At 61.1% G+C, this 21,336-nt stretch carries 17 protein-coding genes; all 17 read left to right on the top strand.

Going from position 1 to position 21,336, the window contains the following annotated elements; all coding sequences use genetic code 11:
- Positions 1–2 precede the first annotated feature (2 nt).
- The 17 genes from CHH27_RS11430 to recN all read left to right on the top strand — a co-directional run bounded on the left by CHH27_RS11430 (position 3) and on the right by recN (position 21,335).
- Positions 3–356, top strand: a complete 354-nt coding sequence (locus tag CHH27_RS11430) for a hypothetical protein (RefSeq protein WP_094071699.1) — start codon at positions 3–5, stop codon at positions 354–356.
- A 10-nt stretch (positions 357–366) separates the two neighbouring features.
- Entirely contained in the window at positions 367–2,079 is a 1,713-nt protein-coding gene (locus CHH27_RS11425; protein ID WP_094071698.1) for a penicillin-binding protein 2, read from the top strand.
- A gap of 100 nt (positions 2,080–2,179) precedes the next feature.
- A complete protein-coding gene (locus tag CHH27_RS11420; protein WP_094071697.1) occupies positions 2,180–3,649 on the top strand; it encodes a UDP-N-acetylmuramoyl-L-alanyl-D-glutamate--2,6-diaminopimelate ligase in 1,470 nt (489 codons plus the stop codon).
- Positions 3,646–5,076 carry a UDP-N-acetylmuramoylalanyl-D-glutamyl-2,6-diaminopimelate--D-alanyl-D-alanine ligase gene (locus CHH27_RS11415; RefSeq protein ID WP_094071696.1) on the top strand — a complete coding sequence of 477 codons (1,431 nt, stop codon included), beginning with the start codon at positions 3,646–3,648 and terminating at the stop codon, positions 5,074–5,076. Before CHH27_RS11420 ends, CHH27_RS11415 begins: the two co-directional genes overlap by 4 nt.
- A 15-nt stretch (positions 5,077–5,091) precedes the next feature.
- Positions 5,092–6,177, top strand: coding sequence for a phospho-N-acetylmuramoyl-pentapeptide-transferase (gene mraY, locus CHH27_RS11410; RefSeq protein ID WP_094071695.1), 1,086 nt, complete (start codon positions 5,092–5,094; stop codon positions 6,175–6,177).
- Positions 6,178–6,181: 4 nt separating this feature from the next.
- Positions 6,182–7,585 (top strand): UDP-N-acetylmuramoyl-L-alanine--D-glutamate ligase, encoded by a 1,404-nt coding sequence (gene murD / locus CHH27_RS11405; RefSeq protein WP_094071694.1) that lies wholly within the window; start codon positions 6,182–6,184, stop codon positions 7,583–7,585.
- Between the two features lies 1 nt (position 7,586).
- Positions 7,587–8,744 (top strand): FtsW/RodA/SpoVE family cell cycle protein, encoded by a 1,158-nt coding sequence (locus CHH27_RS11400; RefSeq protein ID WP_094071693.1) that lies wholly within the window; start codon positions 7,587–7,589, stop codon positions 8,742–8,744.
- A 17-nt stretch (positions 8,745–8,761) separates the two neighbouring features.
- A complete protein-coding gene (gene murG, locus CHH27_RS11395) occupies positions 8,762–9,868 on the top strand; it encodes an undecaprenyldiphospho-muramoylpentapeptide beta-N-acetylglucosaminyltransferase (protein WP_094071692.1) in 1,107 nt (368 codons plus the stop codon).
- Positions 9,865–11,265 (top strand): UDP-N-acetylmuramate--L-alanine ligase, encoded by a 1,401-nt coding sequence (gene murC / locus CHH27_RS11390; protein ID WP_094071691.1) that lies wholly within the window; start codon positions 9,865–9,867, stop codon positions 11,263–11,265. Before murG ends, murC begins: the two co-directional genes overlap by 4 nt.
- Before the next feature lie 12 nt (positions 11,266–11,277).
- Complete coding sequence (gene murB, locus CHH27_RS11385; RefSeq protein ID WP_094071690.1) at positions 11,278–12,249, top strand: UDP-N-acetylmuramate dehydrogenase; 972 nt, start codon at positions 11,278–11,280, stop codon at positions 12,247–12,249.
- Positions 12,250–13,176, top strand: a complete 927-nt coding sequence (locus CHH27_RS11380; RefSeq protein WP_094071689.1) for a D-alanine--D-alanine ligase — start codon at positions 12,250–12,252, stop codon at positions 13,174–13,176. It abuts the gene before it with no gap.
- Entirely contained in the window at positions 13,164–14,078 is a 915-nt protein-coding gene (locus CHH27_RS11375) for a cell division protein FtsQ/DivIB (RefSeq protein ID WP_198338403.1), read from the top strand. Before CHH27_RS11380 ends, CHH27_RS11375 begins: the two co-directional genes overlap by 13 nt.
- Positions 14,075–15,397, top strand: coding sequence for a cell division protein FtsA (ftsA, locus tag CHH27_RS11370; RefSeq protein ID WP_094071688.1), 1,323 nt, complete (start codon positions 14,075–14,077; stop codon positions 15,395–15,397). Before CHH27_RS11375 ends, ftsA begins: the two co-directional genes overlap by 4 nt.
- Positions 15,398–15,512: 115 nt before the next feature.
- Positions 15,513–17,285 (top strand): cell division protein FtsZ, encoded by a 1,773-nt coding sequence (ftsZ, locus tag CHH27_RS11365; RefSeq protein WP_094071687.1) that lies wholly within the window; start codon positions 15,513–15,515, stop codon positions 17,283–17,285.
- A gap of 256 nt (positions 17,286–17,541) precedes the next feature.
- A complete protein-coding gene (gene lpxC / locus CHH27_RS11360; protein WP_094071686.1) occupies positions 17,542–18,486 on the top strand; it encodes a UDP-3-O-acyl-N-acetylglucosamine deacetylase in 945 nt (314 codons plus the stop codon).
- A gap of 265 nt (positions 18,487–18,751) precedes the next feature.
- On the top strand, positions 18,752–19,564 hold the full coding sequence (locus tag CHH27_RS11355) for an outer membrane protein assembly factor BamD (protein ID WP_094071685.1): 813 nt from the start codon (positions 18,752–18,754) through the stop codon (positions 19,562–19,564).
- Positions 19,565–19,667: 103 nt separating this feature from the next.
- Positions 19,668–21,335 (top strand): DNA repair protein RecN, encoded by a 1,668-nt coding sequence (recN, locus tag CHH27_RS11350; protein WP_094074683.1) that lies wholly within the window; start codon positions 19,668–19,670, stop codon positions 21,333–21,335.
- Position 21,336: the final 1 nt, after the last annotated feature.

The raw sequence follows: 21,336 nt of genomic DNA, 5'->3' as shown, positions 1-21,336 counted from the left end.
CAATGGTGCGAACGCTGAACATCCTGTTCATTCTCGCGGTCCTGATTGGTGCCGCGACGGTTTACGACATGAAGCTTGCAGCGACGAAATCGGCTGAAAAAGTCGCCGAACTGCAGCGTCAGATCGATGAGGAACGCGATGCAATCCGCCATTTGAAAGCAGAGTGGAGCCTCCTGAACAAGCCTGACCGGCTGCAGACGCTGGTTGAGCGATACAATGATTATCTGCAGCTGGAGCCGCTTGATGTGAAGCAGATCGTGACCCCGGAAGACCTTCCGGCCCGTCCGGTGATGCTGGAGCCGATCGGCGGCAACCAGATGGGCGGCTATGCCGGCTCATCGGCGGTCATTCAGTGAGGGCGCGGCGATGACGATGGTAAGCGAACCGGCAAGCTTTCTTCAGGTGCGGCGCACCCATCCAAGGGCGGCCCGCAGCTCGGTCTCTTCAAGCGCGGTGAAGTCCCGGGTCTATGTGGCGATGCTGGCCTTTGCCTGCGTCTACATCGCGATCGCCGGACGTCTGGTCATGCTGGCGCAGATGGAAGAAGCACCGTCCCGCGCCTGGATCTCCGCCCAGGATTCCGTGTCCGCCTCAAGGCCAGACCTGATCGATCGCAATGGCGAGATCCTGGCGACCGATATCAAGACCGCATCCCTTTATGCCGAACCGCGCCGCATCCTGGATGTGGACGAAGCCGTTGAAGGCCTGATCCGTGTGTTGCCGGACCTTGATGAGCCGCTTGTCCGCCGTCGTCTGGGCAGCGGCACCGGCTTCGTCTGGCTAAAGCGGGAAATGACGCCGCAACAGGCCGAGCAGGTTCACAATCTGGGCCTGCCGGGCATCGGTTTCCTGTCGGAAAATCAGCGGTTCTATCCAGGAGGCCCGACGGCGGGCCACATTGTCGGGTCGGTGAATGTCGACAATCAGGGCCTGGCCGGGATTGAAAAATACATCGACGATTCCTGGCTGTCCGACCTTCAGTCGCTCGGGTTCACGGCAGACCGGTCCATGGAGCCGGTGCGGCTGTCCGTCGACCTGCGGGTACAGCATGTCGTGCGCGACGAACTGGTCAAGGCCATGGAGCGCTATCGCGCGATTGCCGCGGCCGGCATCGTTCTGGACGCCAAGACCGGCGAAGTGGTGGCCATGTCCTCGCTGCCGGATTACGACCCGAATGACCGCGCGCAGGCTCTGGAGAAGGACCGGCTGAACCGTGCAACGGGCGGCGTCTTCGAAATGGGGTCGGTCTTCAAGACCTTCACAACGGCCATGGCGCTGGATTCGGGGGCAGTCAGCATCAATGACAGCTTCGACGCGACCCGGCCGATCCGGGCCGGCGGACGGACGATCAACGATTTCCACGGGAAAAACCGCATCCTGTCGGTGCCGGAAGTTTTCATCTATTCGTCCAATATCGGCACGGCGAAAATGATGCTGGCGACGGGTGTCGCGCGCCAGAAGGAGTTCCTGGGACGCCTGCATCTGACCAGCCGGCTGACGACGGAATTGCCTGAAAACGCTGCGCCGCTGCTGCCGCCGAAATGGAACGAGCTTGCGGCGATGACCATCTCCTTCGGGCACGGCATCTCGGTAACACCGATGCAGACGGCAGTGGGCGCGGCGGCTCTGGTCAATGGCGGCGTGCTGTTGCCGCCGACCTTCATGCCGCGCAGCCAGGAAGATGTTCAAAAGCTTGGAAAACAAGTCATTTCTCCGGAAACGAGCCGGATGATGCGTTACCTTTTCCGCCTCAATGTTCTGTCCGGCTCCGGCCGCCGTGCCGACGTGCCGGGCTATACGGTTGGCGGCAAGACCGGCACGGCCGAGAAGATCGAGAACGGCAAATATGTGCGCAACAAGCGCCGCAATTCCTTCCTGTCAGCTTTTCCGATGGATGACCCGCGTTACGTGGTTCTGGTCGTGATCGACGAGCCGAAGCCGGAGCGTGAAGGCATCGGCGCGACGGCCGGTCTGAACACGGCACCGGTCACCGGCGCGATCATTCGCAGGGCTGCGCCGATGCTCGGCGTGATGCCACGCTTCGGTAAGGGGGATGAACCAATCGAGATTTCCTATTAAGGAGAGACCTTGAAACCTTGATATCCGGCGGGGTCGCAGCTGTTTCCGGAAATCGACAAGGCTTCCACATCACGACGACGCACAAAGATGATCGGACAACATGGACCTTGACTATCTTGCCGCCGGCCTTGCGGTGCCGGATGCGGCCAGGGATCTCAAAATAGCCGGGCTTACGGCCGACAGCCGTAAGGTTCAGCCCGGCTTTCTGTTTGCAGCTTTCAAGGGTGCCGCTGTCGACGGCACCAGATTTGCCCCGAATGCCGTTGCAGCCGGAGCTGTCGCGATCCTGTGCGCTGAAGAGGCCGCCGACGCCGTGCGTGCCGCCTGTGGCGGCGACGTCATCGTCCTCGGTGCGGATGAGCCTCGGCAGGCCTTTGCCCGAATGGCGGCACGGTTTTTTGGTGCACAGCCCGACACGATCGTCGCCGTCACCGGAACCGCCGGCAAGACTTCGGTCGCCCATTTTGTCCGGCAGATCTTTCAGGGAGCAGGTCATCCCGCTGCCAGCCTCGGCACGCTTGGCATCGTCAAGCCGGATGGCGAGAGTTATGGCGGATTGACGACGCCCGATCCGGTTGCCCTGCATCAGCAACTGTCGGCGCTGGAAGATGAAGGTATCAATCATGCGGCCATGGAGGCCTCGTCCCACGGGCTCGATCAGTATCGCCTCGATGGTGTGCGCCTGACGGCTGCCGCGTTCACCAATCTTGGCCGCGACCACATGGATTACCATCCGACGATCGAGGATTACCTGCGCGCCAAGCTGCGGCTCTTTTCCGAGTTGCTGCCGGCCGGCGGGACGGTTGTCGTCGATCCGGGTGAAAAATATGCGGACCGCGTGCTGGCCGTTGCCGAAGAACGCGGCCTTCCGGTGTTCACGGTCGGAGAAACCGGCAAGGACCTGAAACTGACCGGGTTGAAACCGGCCGGTGCCGGCCAGGAGCTGACCCTTCAGACCGCGCGCGGCGAATACAAGGTGACCCTGCCGCTGATCGGCCGGTTCCAGGTCTCCAATGCCCTGATCGCGGCTGGTCTTGCCATTGCCTCCGGGATGGACACAGGCGCGGCCCTGCGCGCCCTTGAAAACCTGAAGGGCGCACCGGGACGGCTGGAGCTCGCCGGTAAAACAGGCGAGGGCGGGCTGGTCTTCGTCGACTACGCGCATAAACCGGACGCTCTCGACAATGCACTGGCCGCTTTGAAGCCGTTTGCCGGCGGCAGGCTTTCTGTTGTTGTCGGGGCCGGCGGCGACAGGGATCCCGGAAAACGTCCGTTGATGGGAGAGGCTGCCGCGCGTCATGCCGATCTGGTCATCATCACCGACGACAATCCGCGTTCGGAGGATCCTGCCAGCATTCGCAAGGCGGTTCTTGGCGGCGCGCCGGACGCGCTGGAAATTGGCGACCGTTTCGAGGCGATTGCCGAGGGGGTTCGCCGGCTCAAGAAGGGCGATATCCTGTGTGTTGCCGGAAAAGGCCACGAAACGGGCCAGATTGTTGGCGACACAGTGATTCCCTTTTCCGACCACGAAGCAGTGAAACGCGCCATCAGCCTTGAAGGAAACACATGAGCGAACCGCTTTGGACCCTGGACGCCTTTGTCGAGGCTGCCGGCGGCAGCCTCAAGGGCGAGGCTGGCGCTGACATCACCGGAATATCCATCGACAGCCGTACGCTTCAGCCGGGTGATGCCTTCGTGGCAATCAAGGGGGACCGGTTTGACGGGCACGACTTCGTGGCGGCTGCGCTGGAAGCCGGTGCGACCGTTGCCCTGGTGGCCGAAAGCCGTCTTTCAGAGCTGCCCGAAGACGGTCGGTATGTGGTCGTTGAAGACCCGCTCGAAGCACTGCGCCAGATCGGCATTGCGGCACGGGCGCGGACATCCGCGCGCATCGTTGCCGTCACCGGGTCCGTCGGCAAGACCGGCACCAAGGAAGCGCTGCGTTTGACACTGGAGCCTTCGGGCAAGGTGCACGCCTCTGTCGCCTCCTTCAACAATCACTGGGGCGTGCCGCTGACGTTGGCGCGCATGCCGGCCGAGACCGATTTCGGCGTTTTTGAAATTGGCATGAACCACGCCGGCGAGATCACCCCGCTGGTGCAGATGGTGCGCCCGCATGTGGCGATCATCACCACGGTTCAGGCCGTTCATCTGGAATTCTTCGACAGCGTCGAGCAGATCGCGAAAGCCAAGGCCGAAATCTTTGATGGTCTGGAACCGGGCGGCATCGCCGTTCTGAACAGGGACAATCTTCAATTCGACCTGTTGAAGTTCCTGGCCGCCACCAAGGGCATTGCCACCATCCATACATTCGGGGAGAACCCGGCCGCCGACAGCCATACGCAGAAGGTTGTCAGCTATCCTGCCGGCTCCAGTGTCGATGCTGCGATCCTGGGTCAGGAAATCACCTACAAGATCGGGGCACCGGGCAAGCATCACGTCAAGAACAGTCTGGCCGTCTTGACCGCCGTTGCCGATCTTGGCGCCGACCTGGCAAAAGCCGGACTTGCGCTCGATACGATGCGGGCCCCCAAGGGGCGCGGGGAAGTGTCGCGCCTTCCGGTGCCGAACGGTGAACTCAACCTGATCGACGAGAGTTACAACGCCAACCCGGCCTCCATGCGTGCTGCTCTCGCGGTGCTGGGCGAAGCACCGGTGACCCGACCGGGACGGCGGATTGCCGTCATCGGCGACATGCGCGAACTGGGGACCGATGCGGACCGGCTTCACGCGGAACTGCTGAAACCGGTCAGGGACGCCGAGATCGACGCGGTCTATTGCGCCGGCCCGCATATGCATGCGCTCTGGCAGGAGCTGCCGCATGATCTGCGCGCGCATTACTGCGAAGACGCTGCGGATCTGGAAGAAGTATTGTTGAACGATGTGCGTGCAGGCGATGTCGTCATGGTCAAGGGATCTCTTGGAACCCGCATGGGCCCGCTTGTCGAGGCTTTGAAAAAGGAATATCCGCCTGTCGATGACACCGAGGCGGCATAAGGGGCTTTGAACTGAATGTTTTATTTCCTGGGGCAATTTGCGGATCAGATTTCGGCACTGAACGTGTTCCGCTACATCACGTTCCGGACCGGCGGCGCGATCATGACCGCGCTGTTTTTCGTTTTTCTCTTCGGTCCGAAAATCATTGCCAGCCTCAGGATCCGGCAGGGCCATGGCCAACCGATCCGGTCTGACGGCCCGGAAAGCCATCTTCTGACCAAGAAGGGCACACCCACTATGGGCGGATTGATGATCCTGTCCGGTGCGCTGGTGGCTGCCCTGCTGTGGTCGGATCTTTCCAACCCCTATGTCTGGGTGGTCATAGGGGTCACGCTCGGCTTCGGCGGCATCGGTTTTTACGACGACTATCTGAAAGTCACCAAGTCCTCGCACAAGGGCTTTGGCGGCAAGGCGCGTCTCGGGCTTGAGTTCATCATCGCGGCCACGGCCGCTTTTGCCGTGACGATGCTCGATACCTCGGAATATTCCGAGGCCATCACGTTCCCCTTCCTGAAAGACTTCACGCTCAATCTCGGGATTATCTTCATTCCTTTTGCAGCCTTCGTGATGGTCGGGGCGGGCAATGCGGTCAACCTGACCGACGGGCTTGATGGTCTTGCCATCGTGCCGGTGATGATTGCCTGCGCCTCCTTCGGTCTGATTGCCTACCTCTCGGGTAACGCGGTGTTTGCCAACTACCTGCAGATCCATCACGTCTCGGGTACCGGGGAACTGGCTGTTATCTGTGGCGCGGTGATTGGTGCCGGCCTCGGCTTTCTGTGGTTCAATGCCCCTCCGGCAGCCATTTTCATGGGTGACACCGGCTCGCTGGCGCTTGGCGGCATGATCGGCGCGATTGCGGTTGCCACAAAACATGAAATCGTGCTGGCCATCATCGGGGGGCTGTTCGTGCTGGAAGCCGTCTCCGTGATCGTGCAGGTGATTTCCTTCCGGCTGACCGGCAAGCGTGTCTTCCGAATGGCGCCGATCCACCATCATTTCGAGATCATGGGCTGGACGGAAAGCCAGGTTGTCATCCGCTTCTGGATCATTTCCGTCGTCCTGGCCCTGATCGGCCTTGCCACCTTGAAGCTGAGGTAAGGCGATGATTCCGGTCACCACATTCATGAGCCAGAAGGTCGCCCTTTTCGGACTTGGCGGGTCCGGGCTCGCGACCGCACGGGCGCTTCGCGCCGGTGGGGCCGATGTGGTGTGTTTCGACGACAATGCCGACCGGGTTGCCGAGGCGGCTGCCGAAGGGCTCACGACCGGTGACTTGAGGGAACTCGACTGGACCGAGGTTGCCGCGCTGGTGCTCGCGCCTGGCGTGCCGCTGACCCATCCCGTTCCGCACTGGTCTGTCGATCTGGCCCGGGATGCAGGCGTCGAAATCATCGGCGATGTGGAGCTATTCTGCCGGGAGCGGCGCAATCTCTGCCCGTCTGCGCCCCTGATCGCGATCACCGGCACGAACGGCAAGTCGACCACGACCGCGCTTGTGACGCATCTCCTGAAGGAGATGGGACTTGATGTTCAGATGGGCGGCAACATCGGAACGCCCGTCCTGGACCTCGAGCTGCCGCAGCCCGGACGTCACTATGTGATCGAGTGCTCGTCCTACCAGATCGACCTGGCGCCGACGCTCGATCCGACGGTCGGCGTGCACATGAACCTGTCGCCGGACCATCTCGACCGGCACGGCTCAATGGAAAACTATGCAGCGATCAAGGAACGGCTGGTCGCAGGAGCCAAGGTCGCTGTGGTGGGCGTTGACGACCGGCTGTCCTCCGACATTGCCGACCGGCTCGACATGGCGCGCAAACCTGTCTGCCGCATTGCCGGCGAACGGGAGCTTACGGACGGCATTTACGCTCATAGAGGAAAACTGATCGAAGCCCATGACGGCGCGCAGAACGTAGTCGCCCTGCTCGGTGGTATCGACAGTCTGCGGGGCGATCACAACGGCCAGAACGCGGCGGCTGCCTTTGCTGCGCTGAGAGCGCTTGAGCTTCCGGCCGACAGGATTTCCTACGCCATGAAATCCTTTCCCGGCCTGCACCACAGGATGGAAGTCGTGTCGAAGCAGGGGCGGGTGCTGTTCATCAACGATTCCAAGGCAACCAATGCGGACGCCGCGGCACGGGCCCTGTCGAGCTTTGACCGGATCTACTGGATTGCCGGAGGCCGGGCCAAATCCGGCGGCATCTCGTCTCTCGACGAGTATTTCCCGAAGATCGCAAAGGCATTCCTGATTGGCGAGGCAGCCAGGGATTTCGCCAAGACACTGGAAGACCGGGTGCCGCACACGATCAGCGGAACGCTGACGCAGGCCGTCAAGGATGCGGCCGCGGAGGCGGCGGAAGACGGGGCAGAGGAAATCGCCATACTTTTGTCGCCGGCCTGTGCGAGCTTTGATCAATTCCCGAACTTCGAATTGCGGGGCGCTGCTTTTGTAGACGCGGTGCGTGCCTTGCCTGACGCTGGAAACACTCAGGAGGAGGTTGCGTAAGATGGTGTCACGCGCCGATCGCAGCAAATTCGCCGAATGGCTTTGGACCGTCGATCATTACCTGCTCGCCGCGTTCGGGCTTCTGCTCGTTGCAGGCGTGGTCTTCGCCTTCGCCGCCAGCCCGCCGGTGGCCGAACGGATCGGCGTCGGATCGCTCTATTTCGTCAAGCGGCAGGCAATGTTCGTTGTACCGGCACTGGCCATCATGCTGGCTGCCTCGCTTATGACGCCACGCATGGTGCGCCGGGCCGCGCTGGTCGTTTTCGCCATATCGGTCTTCCTGCTGATCGCGACCCTTTTCATGGGGTTCGAAACCAAGGGCGCAAGGCGCTGGATCTATGTGGCGGGTGTCTCTGTCCAGGCCTCGGAATTCCTGAAACCGGCCTTTGTGATCCTGATCGCGTTCCTGCTGTCTGAGAGCGGGCGTCGCCGGGAAATACCAGGTGTCCTGTTTGCCTTCGTGCTGTTTGCGATCTGCGCCGCTCTGCTGATCGCCCAACCTGATTTCGGTCAGACCATGCTGCTCGGGCTGGTCTGGGCCGGGCTCTTCTTTCTCAACGGCATTTCCTGGCTGATCATCGTGGCGCTCGGATTGATCGGTATCGTCGGGCTCTTTGCGGCTTACGCCTTCCTCCCGCACGTGACGACACGTGTCGACAGGTTCATGGATCCGAGCAAGGGGGACACCTACCAGATTGACGCGGCAATCGACTCCTTCCTGTCCGGGGGCTGGTTCGGACAGGGGCCGGGCGAGGGGACCGTCAAACGGGTGTTGCCGGACAGCCATGCCGACTTTGTCTTTGCCGTTGTCGGCGAAGAATTCGGAATTCTCATCTGCCTGCTGCTGGTGGCTGTCTTTGCCTTTATCGTGCTGCGCGGTCTGAAACATGCCAGCCGCGACCAGGACGCGTTCAGCCGTCTGGCCACTGCAGGTCTTGTTGTTCTGTTCGGTTTGCAGGCCACCATCAACCTGGCCGTGAACCTTCACCTGATGCCGTCCAAGGGCATGACACTGCCATTCATTTCCTATGGCGGTTCATCGCTTCTGTCCTCGGCCATGACGGCCGGTGCCATTCTGGCGCTCACGCGCAGGCGGCCACAGCCGTCGCGCGGAGACGTTGTCACCGTCAGCCGGTTGTCGCCCTCGTCCCTAATGTAAGCCCAAAGCCGGTTTCCATGAGCAAAACAGTTTTATTGACGGCCGGCGGTACCGGCGGCCACTTGTTTCCCGCACAGGCTCTTGCCAGTGAACTAATCCGGCGTGGCTGGACCGTCGAACTGGCGACAGACGAGCGGGCAGACAAATATGGCAGCGCCTTTCCGGCCAGAGACGTTCATATCATCGCCTCGGAAACCATTCGGGGCCGTAACCCGATTGCCATTGCCAAGACAGCCCTGAAACTGCTTTGGGGCACGGTCCAGGCGCGCAAGGTCATCAAATCGCTCAAGCCGGATGTTGTCGCCGGTTTCGGTGGCTATCCGACGTTCCCACCGATGTTTGCGGCGCGGCTGACGGGGACGCCATCCATTCTGCATGAAGCAAACGGCGTCATGGGCCGGGCCAACAAGATGCTGGCCAAGGGCGTGACGGCGATTGCCACCAGCGTGCCGATGGATGAATTGCCGGGAGACCTGAAGTCCAAGCTCACCGAGACCGGTAATCCGGTGCGCGATGCGGTCATCGATGCCTCAGAAATCTTCTATTCCGTTCCCGATTCAATTGGTCCGTTCAGACTGCTGGTCTTTGGCGGTTCCCAGGGCGCGCGCTTTTTCTCCGATCTTGTTCCGCCGGCGGTCGAAAAGCTGCCGGAGGACAAACGCAAGCGGCTTCAGATTGTGCAGCAATGCCGGCCGGAGGATATGGAACGGGTCCAGGAAGTCTATGACAATCTGGGCGTTCAGGCCGAATGCGCGCCGTTCTTTCAGGACATGCCCCAGCGCATCGCGCATTCCCATCTGGTGCTCTGCCGCTCCGGAGCGTCGTCCGTGAGCGAGCTCAGCGTGCTTGGACGACCGTCCATCCTGGTGCCGCTGCCGGGCGCTATCGATCAGGATCAGGCCGCCAATGCCAAGGTGCTGGAGAAAGTTGGCGGGGCCTGGCCGATCCGTCAGGTGGATCTTTTCCCGGAGCGTCTCGCAAAGGAGCTCGTCCGTTTCATGGAAACCCCGGAGATGCTGAAAGACGCCGCCAAAAATGCTCGTGGTGTCGGACGGCCTGATGCGGTGAAGCGTCTTGCGGATCTGGTCGAGGAAGTTGCCAATTCAAAAGGAGAACGGCCATGAAGATGCCGCAGGATATCGGACCGGTTCATTTTGTCGGCATTGGCGGCATCGGCATGAGCGGCATTGCCGAAGTGTTGAAAACACTCGGCTATGAGGTTCAGGGATCGGACATGGCGGAAAACGCCAATGTCCAGCGGCTGCGCCAGAACGGCATCAAGGTCACTGTCGGCCACGCTGCAGAAAATCTCGGCGACGCCGAAGTTCTGGTGGTTTCTTCCGCGATCAAGAAGGACAATCCGGAGCTGGTCGCAGCCCGTGAAAAGCTGATCCCGGTGGTGCGCCGCGCCGAAATGCTCGCCGAGCTGATGCGCTTCAAGCAGTCCATCGCGGTCGGTGGCACCCATGGCAAAACCACGACCACGTCCATGGTTGCTGCTTTGCTGGATGCCGGCAACCTGGATCCGACCGTCATCAACGGCGGCATCATTAACGCCTATGGAACCAATGCCCGGATGGGCGAGGGCGACTGGATGGTGGTCGAGGCGGATGAAAGCGACGGTACCTTCATCAAGCTGCCCGCCGACATTGCCATTGTCACCAACATAGATCCGGAACATCTGGATCATTATGGCGATTTTGCCGGCGTACGCGCGGCCTTCCGGCAGTTTGTCGAAAACGTGCCCTTCTACGGATTTGCCGTGATGTGTCTGGATCACCCGGAAGTCCAGACCATGATCGGTACCATCGAGGACCGGCGCGTCGTCACCTACGGCACCAATCCGCAGGCTGATGTCCGGTTCACCGATGTCTCCATGGATGGCGGCAAATCGACCTTCTCCGTCAGCATTCGGGACCGGCGCAGCGACCAGGTGACCGAACTGAAGGACCTGGTGCTGCCGATGCCGGGCCTCCACAACGTCTCCAACGCGACCGCGGCGATCGCAGTCGCCTCGCAGCTGGGCGTCGGAGCAGAAGACCTTGAAAAGGGGATTTCCTCCTTCGGCGGTGTGAAGCGGCGCTTCACCCACACCGGCACTGTGAACGGCGTTCAGATTTTTGACGACTACGGGCATCATCCGGTTGAGATCAAGGCCGTGCTCCATGCGGCCCGCCAGTCAACCAGGGGCAAGGTGATCGCGGTTATGCAGCCGCATCGCTATTCGCGATTGCACAGTCTGTTCGATGATTTCTCCAATTGTTTCAATGATGCCGACAGCGTGATCATCACGCCTGTCTACGAAGCCGGCGAACAGCCCATCGAAGGGGCTCTGCACACAGATCTCGTGTCGGGCATGAAAACGCGGGGACATCGAAACGTCCAGGCCGTCAGCGGTCCGGACGAGATCCCGACGCTGGTTAAGGAAATTGCCGAACCTGGAGATTTTGTCGTCTGCCTGGGTGCCGGCAACATCACGCAATGGGCCTATGCCCTGCCAAAACAGCTTGAAGCGCTCTGAGGGAGGCAGCTCGTGAGTTTCCCAGATCTTCTTGAGGCGCATCCGGACCTGGCCAGCGGCATTCGAGGCAAACTGACCGCCAACCAGCCATTGGCAGCGGTGACCTGGTTTCGAACGGGGGGGCCGGCGCAGCTGATGTTTCAGCCGGCCGACGAAGACGACCTAGCTGCCTTTCTGAAGAAACTGCCGAAGGAGATACCGGTCCTGCCGGTAGGCCTGGGATCGAACCTTCTGGTGCGCGACGGTGGTCTGGAAGGCGTCGTCATACGGCTGAGCGCCAAGGGCTTCGGCGCTGTTGAAGATTTCGGAGGCAATCGTTTGCGGGCCGGCGCTGCTGTTCCGGACAAACGCCTGGCGGAAGCCGCGGCGAAAGCCGGCCTGGGCGGATTTGCATTTTACACCGGCATTCCGGGCGGGCTTGGCGGCGCCTTGCGCATGAATGCGGGCGCTCATGGGACAGAGACCCGCGAACGCGTGGTGGAACTCACGGCGATTGATCGTGACGGAGAACAACACGTCCTGTCCAATGCCGACATGGGGTATGCCTATCGGCATTCGGCCGCCTCGAAGGACCTGATCTTCACCTCGGCGGTCTTTGAGGGGATCCCTCAGGACGAGGCATCCATTCGCCAGGACATGGCCGATGTGGTCGCGCATAGGGAAAAGGCGCAGCCGATCCGCGAGAAAACCGGTGGCTCGACCTTCAAGAACCCGCCGGGCACCTCTGCCTGGAAGGAAGTCGACGCGGCCGGGTGCCGCGGGCTTACCGTCGGCGGGGCGCAGATGTCGGAAATGCACTGCAATTTCATGATCAACACGGGCAATGCCACCGGCCACGACCTGGAGCTCCTTGGTGAAACCGTGCGAGCGCGGGTTCTGAAACACAGTGGCATTCGGCTGGAATGGGAAATCAAGCGATTGGGAGCGTTCGGGCCTCAGGGGGCGATCGAACCGTTTTTGGGTGAAGAAGGGGAGGCCGCGTAGATGGCCAAGAAGCATGTCGCCGTTCTGATGGGTGGATGGGTCAACGAGCGGCCGGTCTCGCTGACCAGCGGCCGGGAATGCGCTGCGGCCCTTGAAGAGGCCGGCTACCAAGTCACGAAGGTCGATGTCGACCGCAACGTTTCGGCCGTTCTGGCCAAATTGAAGCCCGATGTGGCCTTCAATGCGCTCCACGGGCCTTTCGGGGAAGATGGCTGCATTCAGGGAATATTAGAGTTTCTTAACATTCCCTATACCCATTCCGGGGTGATGGCGTCGAGCCTTGCGATGAACAAGGTGAAGGCCAAGGCGGTGATGCAGGCTGCAGGTGTTCCGGTCACTGAACACCTCATTGTGAACCGTTACGACATCCAGCGCGAACACCCGATGAAGCCGCCCTATGTGCTGAAACCGATCAACGAGGGCTCCAGCTTCGGCGTCTTGATTGTCAAGGAAGATCAAGAGTTTCCGCCGCAGGAGCTGTCCCGGACCGACTGGCCTTACCCGGATGTCCTGATGTGCGAAAAGTTCATTGCCGGGCGCGAACTCACCTGTGCGGTCAAGGAGGACCAGCCCCTTGGTGTCATCGACATCGTGCCGATGGGCCACAGCTTCTACGATTATGATGCAAAATATGTAGAAGGCGGTTCAAAACACATTCTTCCTGCAAAAATTTCACCGATTGTTTACCAAACCATAGAGACACTAGCGGTTAAGGCGCATCAGGCTTTGGGATGCCGCGGTGTTTCCCGGGCCGATTTCCGATTCGATGAACGCGAAGACGGTTCCGGAGACCTGATCTGCCTAGAAGTGAACACGCAACCAGGCATGACGCCGACTTCTCTTGTGCCCGAAATGGCGGCCCACAAGGGGATGAGTTTCAAGGACCTGGTGAGTTGGATGGTTGAGGACGCGAGTTGCTGTCGTTAGCGCGCAAAAAGACCCGGGACCTGCTGACCCCGCTGGAAGCCGAACTGGCTCCGCGGGGGCGCGGCGTTGCGCGTCTGCATCGCCAGCCGGTCTGGCGCTCGGCCGGACGACTGGCCGATCTGCCGCGCTGGACCGGTTCTGCTGCTGCGCTGGGGTTCTTAACCTTAACAATTGGTTATGGAATAGTCATAGGGGGGCACGGCCGTATCGTCTCCGATGCGTTCCTGTCGGCGGCCGGGTTCGGCATTGAGGCCGTTAAGCTCTCCGGTCAGCGGGAAATCAACGAATTCCAGATCCTCGAAGCTTTGGAAATCCATGAAGGCTCGTCGCTGGCCCTGTTCGATGCGGATGGCGCGCGCGAACGTCTCAGCAAGATGGCTTGGGTCAAGCACGCCTCAGTGATGAAGCTCTATCCGAGCACGCTCCAGATCAACATCGAGGAACGCATCCCCTACGCTCTCTGGCAACGCGGTGATCTCGTGTCCATCGTCAACGAAGCCGGTGACGTGATCACGGATGAAGTCGACGGCCGCTACGCCAACCTGCTGCTGGTGGTCAATCATGGCGCACAGCGCCGGGCGACGGAAATCAACACGGCGCTGGAGAAAGTCCCGGATCTGCGCCCGCGGGTGCGTGCAGCGTTTCTCGTGTCGGACCGCCGTTGGGATCTTCAGCTGGAGAACGGTATCTCGATCCGGCTGCCACAGGACAATATCGATGCGGCCCTGGCCGATCTGATGGAAATGGACAAGGAAAGCGGCTTGCTGTCGCGAGACATCATTGCAATCGACATGCGCCTGGCCGACCGGGTTACGGTGCGCCTTTCCGATGAAACCGCGGAAGAGCGCAAGATCATGACCGGCGGCAACGGGCGGAATGCAAAACGGGAGCGGGATACATGAGCCGTTCCTCAAGCAATCTATATTTGCCGAAGATGCGGCCGCTGCCGAGCCGTCGTTCGGTCATCATGTCGGTTCTGGATGTCGGTTCGACCAAGATCTGCTGCCTGATTGCAAAGCTGGTGCCGCAGGAAGACAAGACGATCCTGTCGAGCCGTTCCCACAAGGTTGAAGTGCTTGGCTATGGCTACCAGCGCTCGCGCGGGATCAAGTCCGGCGTCGTGGTCGACATGGATGCAGCCGAGCATGCGATCCGTCTTGCAGTCGACAGCGCCGAACGCATGGCGGGCGTGACGGTTGAATCGCTGATTGCTAATGTCAGCTGCGGCCGGTTGCAGAGCGAGATTTACAGCGCCAGCGTGCCGCTGGCCGGTGACAGCGTATCGGAAGCCGACATTCAGCGGGTCCTGTCCGCAGGATCGAGCCACTCTATTACCGATGGCCGGGCCGTCACCCACGCGTTGCCGATTTCCTATTCGCTGGACGGCAGCCGCGGCATCCGCGATCCGCGCGGCATGATGGGTCACAAGCTCGGCGTCGACATGCAGGTCGTGTCGGCGGAAGTGCCGCCGGTGCGCAATCTGGAACTGTGCATCAACCGCGGTCACCTGCATGTGGAAACCATGGTGGCAACGCCGTTTGCCAGCGGCCTGTCGACGATTGTTGACGACGAGGCGGAGCTCGGTGTCGCCTGTATCGACATGGGCGGCGGCACGACGACACTGTCGGTCTTCGTCGACGGTCACATGGTGCATCTTGATGCGATCGCCGTTGGCGGCAACCACGTCACCACGGATATCGCCAGAGCGTTCGCAACCCGTCTTCAGGATGCGGAACGCCTGAAAACCCTTTACGGCTCGCCGCTGGCATCCAGCTCGGACGATCGTGACATGCTCACGGTGCCGCCGCTGGAAAGCGACAGCGACCTGCCCAACCAGATCCCGCGCTCGGCTTTGACCCGGGTCATTCGCCCGCGTGTGGAAGAGATCCTTGAACTTGTGAGAGATCGGCTGACGGCGTCCGGCTTTGCCGGGCGTGTGGGCAAGCAGATCGTCCTGACAGGGGGCGCTAGTCAGCTCACGGGTCTTGGAGAAGTTGCGCGTCACATCCTGGGGCGCAACGTCCGTCTTGGCCGGCCGCTTGGTGTCGCCGGTCTTCCCGAGGCTGCCAAAGGTCCGGCATTTGCCGCCGCGGTTGGCCTCTTGATTTATCCGCAGGTCGCTCAGATCGAACAGTTCGAACACAAGAACGGACGGTCAGGGTGGGGCGGGCAATCTGGTTACCTGGCCCGTGTTGGCCAGTGGATCAGGGAAAGCTTCTGACGACATGAGCCAAGAAGACGACAGCCAGGAATTGGAACTGCCCGGTGTGGCAGAGGAACTTAGGGAAGAAGAGGGTTCTCCCGTAGCGGGGGCACCAGTGGGTCGCGAGGATAATATGACCATCAACCTGAAGATGCCCGACATTCAGGAGCTGAAGCCGCGCATTACGGTCTTCGGCGTCGGCGGCGCGGGCGGAAACGCCGTCAATAACATGATCACAGCAGGCCTCCAGGGGTGCGACTTCGTCTGCGCCAACACGGATGCCCAGGCACTGGCAATGAACCAGTCCGACCGGCTCGTCCAGATGGGCGTTGCGGTCACGGAAGGTCTCGGCGCCGGGTCCCAGCCGGAAGTCGGCTCTGCCGCGGCTGAAGAAGTGATCGACGAGATCAACGACCACCTGTCCGGTTCTCACATGGTGTTCATCACCGCCGGCATGGGTGGTGGCACCGGCACCGGTGCTGCACCGGTCATTGCCCGGGCCGCCCGCGAGCAGGGCATCCTGACCGTCGGCGTGGTCACCAAGCCGTTCCAGTTCGAAGGTGCGCGCCGCATGCGCATCGCGGACAGCGGCATTGAGGAACTGCAGCGCAATGTCGATACGCTGATCGTCATTCCGAACCAGAACCTGTTCCGGATTGCCAACGCCCAGACCACCTTCGCCGATGCTTTTGCAATGGCCGACCAGGTGCTCTATTCCGGTGTTGCCTGCATCACCGACCTGATGGTGAAGGAAGGCCTCATCAACCTCGACTTTGCCGACGTCCGCTCCGTGATGCGCGGCATGGGCAAGGCGATGATGGGCACCGGCGAGGCCAGCGGCGAGAAGCGTGCACAACAGGCTGCGGAAGCGGCCATTGCCAATCCGCTTCTGGACGAATCCTCCATGAAGGGTGCCAAGGGCCTGTTGATCTCGATCACCGGCGGCAATGATCTGACGCTGTTCGAGGTCGACGAAGCCGCAACCCGCATCCGTGAGGAAGTGGACGCCGACGCCAACATCATCCTGGGTGCGACCTTCGATGAAACGCTGGACGGCATCATCCGGGTCTCCGTTGTTGCCACCGGCATTGACAGGGAGGAGGGCCTTGCCGCCGCTCCGTTTCCCGGCACTGCAGCACAGCCTCTGAAGACCGAAGCACCGGTTCTTGCCCGCACGCCGGAGATCACCACCGCCAAACCGGCACCGGCGCCGGCGCCTGAAAAGGCCAGCGCACAGGACGCGGCCGCAAAGGCTGTTGCCAGCCTGGAAAAGGAACTGGCTCTGCCGGATCCCGCTCCGGTTGCCGTCGCCAGCGATCCGGCCGTTGAAATCAAGAAGGTGCAGCCCAGCAGCGCTTCGCTCTCGGCCAAGCCTGCCATGATGGATATCGAGGACGAGGCTCCGGCTCCGGTTGTCGAAGACACCCCGGTCAGCCAGCCGTATATCCCGCCTGTGGCTGAAGCCCACAATCCGGCACCGCGGATGCCGCGGGTCGAGGACTTCCCGCCGATCGCCCAGCGTGAAATCCGGGCGCAGCAGGATACGGCCCCGGCCCAGCCGCAGGCTGCTCAGCAACCGGCAGCCACGCCTGCGCAACCGCAGCAGGCCGAATCCTTTGCCGAGCATGACGAGGAGGACCGTCGTCCGATGGGACTGCTGCGCCGTCTCGCAAGCGGCCTTGGGCGCCGCGAAGAAGACGAAGACGAGCATGAGGCACCGGCACCGGTGGCCCGTCAGGCTCCGCAAATGCAGCAGCCGGCACCGCGTGCACCGCAGCAACGCCCCGCTGCACAGGGCGCGACCGGCCAGCTCGACAACACCGGCCGGGCTGCTCCCAAGCCGCTCGCAGCCAGCGAAGACGAACAGTTGGAAATCCCGGCATTCCTGCGCCGGCAGGCCAACTGATTCGACACGCGATCTTCTTCCCTGATCGCAACAGCCCGAAGCTCACGCTTCGGGCTGTTTCCGTAACGGAACGAAATTTCCCATATTTTTCAGTTATTTGCCTGCCTGTGGATCGTTACAAACCGTAATAAAGCTTTATTTCGCTCTGCAGCAGAACGGGACTATCTTCCCAACCACCGTGGGATCGTTAAAAGTCCGTAACTCCGCAGGAGCAAATCCCGGACATTTGCGACCACATTTGGAAGGGCAGGGTTTCATGACCACTTATGTTGACCGACAGACGACGCTTGCCGATCAGGTGACCCTGACTGGTATTGGCGTTCATTCCGGCAAGCCGGCGTCGATCACTCTGGTACCTGCCGAAGCTGGTGTGGGGATTGTGTTCACCCGGACCGACCAGGACAATGCCTGCGAAATTCCGGCCCGTTGGGACAAGGTCACGCAGACCGCACTTTGCACCGTTCTAGGCGATCCGTCCAAGGATGGGGTTTCGACTGTCGAACATCTCATGGCCGCGCTCTTCGGCATGGGCATCGACAATCTGATCGTCGAGATCGACGGTCCTGAAATGCCGATCATGGACGGCAGCAGCTCGGTCTTTGTCGAGGCAATCGAGCAGGTCGGCCTGAAGAAACTGGATCGCGGCCGTCGTTATCTGAAGGTCAACAAGACCGTGCGTGTCGACAATGGCAGCGCCTGGTGTGAATTGCACCCGCATGACGGCACCAGGTTCGACATCACGATCGATTTTGACACGCCGCTGATCGGCAAGCAGCAATTCGTCGACGACATCACGCCGGACGTGTTTCGTGATGATCTCTCCCGGGCGCGCACCTTCGGTTATGTGAAGGACGTTGAGCAGCTCTGGAAAATGGGTTTCGCGCTTGGCTCGTCGCTTGAGAATTCCGTTGCCATCGCAGACGACAAGGTTCTGAACCCGGAAGGCACCCGCTGGCCGGACGAGTTCGCCCGTCACAAGGCTCTCGATGCCGTTGGTGACCTGGCGCTGGCCGGGCTTCCGATCCTTGGCCTTTACCGGTCCTACAAGGGCGGGCACAAGATGAACCATGCCATCCTGGTCAAGCTGTTCGAGGATCCGAGCGCGTTCGAGATTGTCGAGGCACCTGCATTCCGGCAGGTCGGACAGGTCGACAAGGGCGGGATTGCCGCCGCTGCGGTGTTCGGCCCCGACGTTTCCTGAGGTCAATTCACGGCTGCTGTTTTCAGCGGCCGTTTTCATTTGTGCGGAATGCGGCGCTTTTTGGCGCTATTGCCATAAAATTGCTCAAAAAAAGCGTCACATCGCCGATCAGGACGTGACGGGGGCAGGTAAAGTCCGCTAAACACTCCTGTCGAACAAAATAGGAAGACTGCCTGCATAATGGGTGGTCTGTGGGGCCGGGCGGTCCGGGAGCATAGGCGTGAACGGAATTGAGACTGGTTCTGATTTGGGCAGAACCAACCGTATGAAGATTTTTCTCAGAATGGTCGTCCTGGCGGCACCGATTGCGCTTGCCGCCTGTGGGGGCAAGGACGATCTGGATGAGCTCGCGCTCAATGACACGCCGCCCGAAGTGCTGTTCAATGAGGGGCTGGCGCTGCGTGCGCAGGGCAAGCTGCGCGACTCGACCGAAAAATTCGAAGAGCTGGACAAGCTCTATCCCTATTCCGAGTATTCCAAGAAGTCCCTGGTCAACCTTGCCTTCCTGAACTATTCGCGTGGCAAATACACCGAAACGGTGACCGCGGCGCGCCGGTTCGTGACGCTTTATCCGGGTGACGAGGATTCGGCTTATATGCTCTATCTCGCCGGCCAGAGCTTCTTCCGGCAGATGCCCGACATCACGCGCGACCAGGCCGTGACCCGCAAGGCGGCGTCCGCCTATTCCGAACTGATCCAGCGTTACCCTGAGTCTGAATATGTTCCGGACGCCGAAAAGAAACTGCGCATCGTCAAGGACCAGCTCGGCGGCAAGGAAATGCAGGTCGGCCGGTTCTACCTTAAAAAGCGCAACTACATTGCCGGCATCAATCGCTTCAAGACCGTTGTCGTCGACTATCAGACCACGCGTCATGTCGAAGAGGCGCTGTTCCGCCTGACCGAAGCCTACTACGCCCTTGGTGTCGTCAATGAGGCCCAAACCGCCGCTGCGGTCCTGGGGCACAACTATCCGGACAGCCAATGGTACAAGGACGCCTTTTCGCTGTTGAACAAGGGTGGTTATTCACCGAGCGAAGACGCCGGCAGCTGGATCAGCCGTGCTTTCCGCAGTATTTGATGCGGTGCGTCGATAATCAGGTTGAAATGCCCTAACAGGCTCTTTCAAGACGGCGCGGTCCTCCTATATGGTGGGCCGCGCCGAACTTTATGGAGCGACCTTTATGCTGGTCACGCTGTCTATTCGTGACATCGTTCTGATTGACCGTCTTGATCTCGATTTTACGGCCGGAATGTCGGTCCTGACCGGCGAGACCGGTGCGGGCAAGTCCATTCTTCTCGATTCCCTGTCCCTCGCGCTTGGCGCGCGCGGTGATGCGGATCTCGTGCGCCATGGCGAGGCCCAGGGGCAAGTCACCGCCGTCTTTGATGTTCCCGCCGGGCATCCCGTGCGGGGATTTCTGAAGGAAAATGATGTCGACGACGACGGCGACGTCATTCTGCGCCGTATTCAAACCGCGGATGGCCGCACCCGGGCGTTTGTCAATGACCAGCCGGTCAGCGCCGGCCTGCTGCGCCAGGCGGGCAGTCTCCTGGTCGAAATCCATGGCCAGCATGATGACCGCGCCCTCGTGGATCCGGAAAGCCATCGTGCGCTGATCGATGTCTTTGGCGGGCTGACCGGGGAAGCGGACGCGGTCGCGTCCGCCTATTCCGCTTTCAAGGCGGCCGAAAAGGCAGTGACCGATCACGAAAAACGGATCGAAGCGGCCCGCAACGAAGCCGACTATCTGCGCGCCTCCGTCGATGAACTCCGCCAGCTGAAGCCCGAACAGGGCGAAGAGGAACAGCTCGCCGCCCGCCGCACCGACATGATGGCGGTGGAAAAGATCGCCGGTGACCTCAACGAGGCATTCGAAACGCTCAACGGCACGGCATCCCCCATTCCGGAACTTGCCAGCCTGCTGCGCCGGCTGGAGCGCAAGGCGGATCAGGTGCCGCATCTTCTTGGCGCACCGGTCCGGCACCTGGCGGAGGCACTGGATCAGCTGGAAGAAACACGTGGCGGCCTGGAAACGGCTCTACGCGAAACCGAGTTCGATCCAAGAGAACTGGAAAATGTCGAGGAACGCCTGTTCGCACTGCGCGCTGCCTCCCGCAAATACTCCGTTCCCGTCGAAGAGCTGGCCGGCCTGTGCGAGCGGATGTCGACGGATCTGTCCGATCTGGACGCCGGCGAGGACAAGCTGGCTGCATTGATCACCGCGGCAGGCCAGGCGCGGGCGGATTACGACAAGAAGGCCGCGAAACTGTCAGACAAGCGCCGCAAGGCTGCCAAGGCACTGGAAAAGGCCGTGGAAGTCGAGTTGCCGGACCTCAAACTGGAACGCGCGAAATTCATCGTCGAATTTGTCAGCGATCCCGAAAACCGCGGCCGCAGCGGTATCGATCAGCTGGAGTTCCACGTCCAGACCAACCCGGGCACGAAGCCGGGCCCGATGATGAAGGTTGCTTCGGGCGGGGAATTGTCGAGGTTCCTGCTGGCCCTGAAAGTCTCGCTGGCCGACAAGGGCTCGGCGCCGACGCTGGTCTTTGACGAAATCGACACAGGGGTCGGCGGCGCCGTTGCAGAGGCAATCGGCCTGCGGCTCGCCCGTCTGGCTGGCAGTGTCCAGGTCCTGACCGTCACCCATGCGCCGCAGGTCGCGGCGCGCGCGGAAGGTCATTTCCTGATCGCCAAGGAAGCCTTGAAGAAGGACCGGGTGGCGACCCGTGTGCAGCGCATCGGTGACGATCACCGCAGCGAGGAAATTGCCCGCATGCTGGCCGGCAGCGTGATCACCGAAGAGGCGCGGGCGGCAGCCCGCAGACTTTTGACGGCAGCAGAGTGAG

The sequence above is a fragment of the Labrenzia sp. VG12 genome, from assembly GCF_002237595.1.
Lineage (GTDB): Bacteria > Pseudomonadota > Alphaproteobacteria > Rhizobiales > Stappiaceae > Roseibium.
This window is presented reverse-complemented; position numbering and strand designations above follow the sequence as displayed.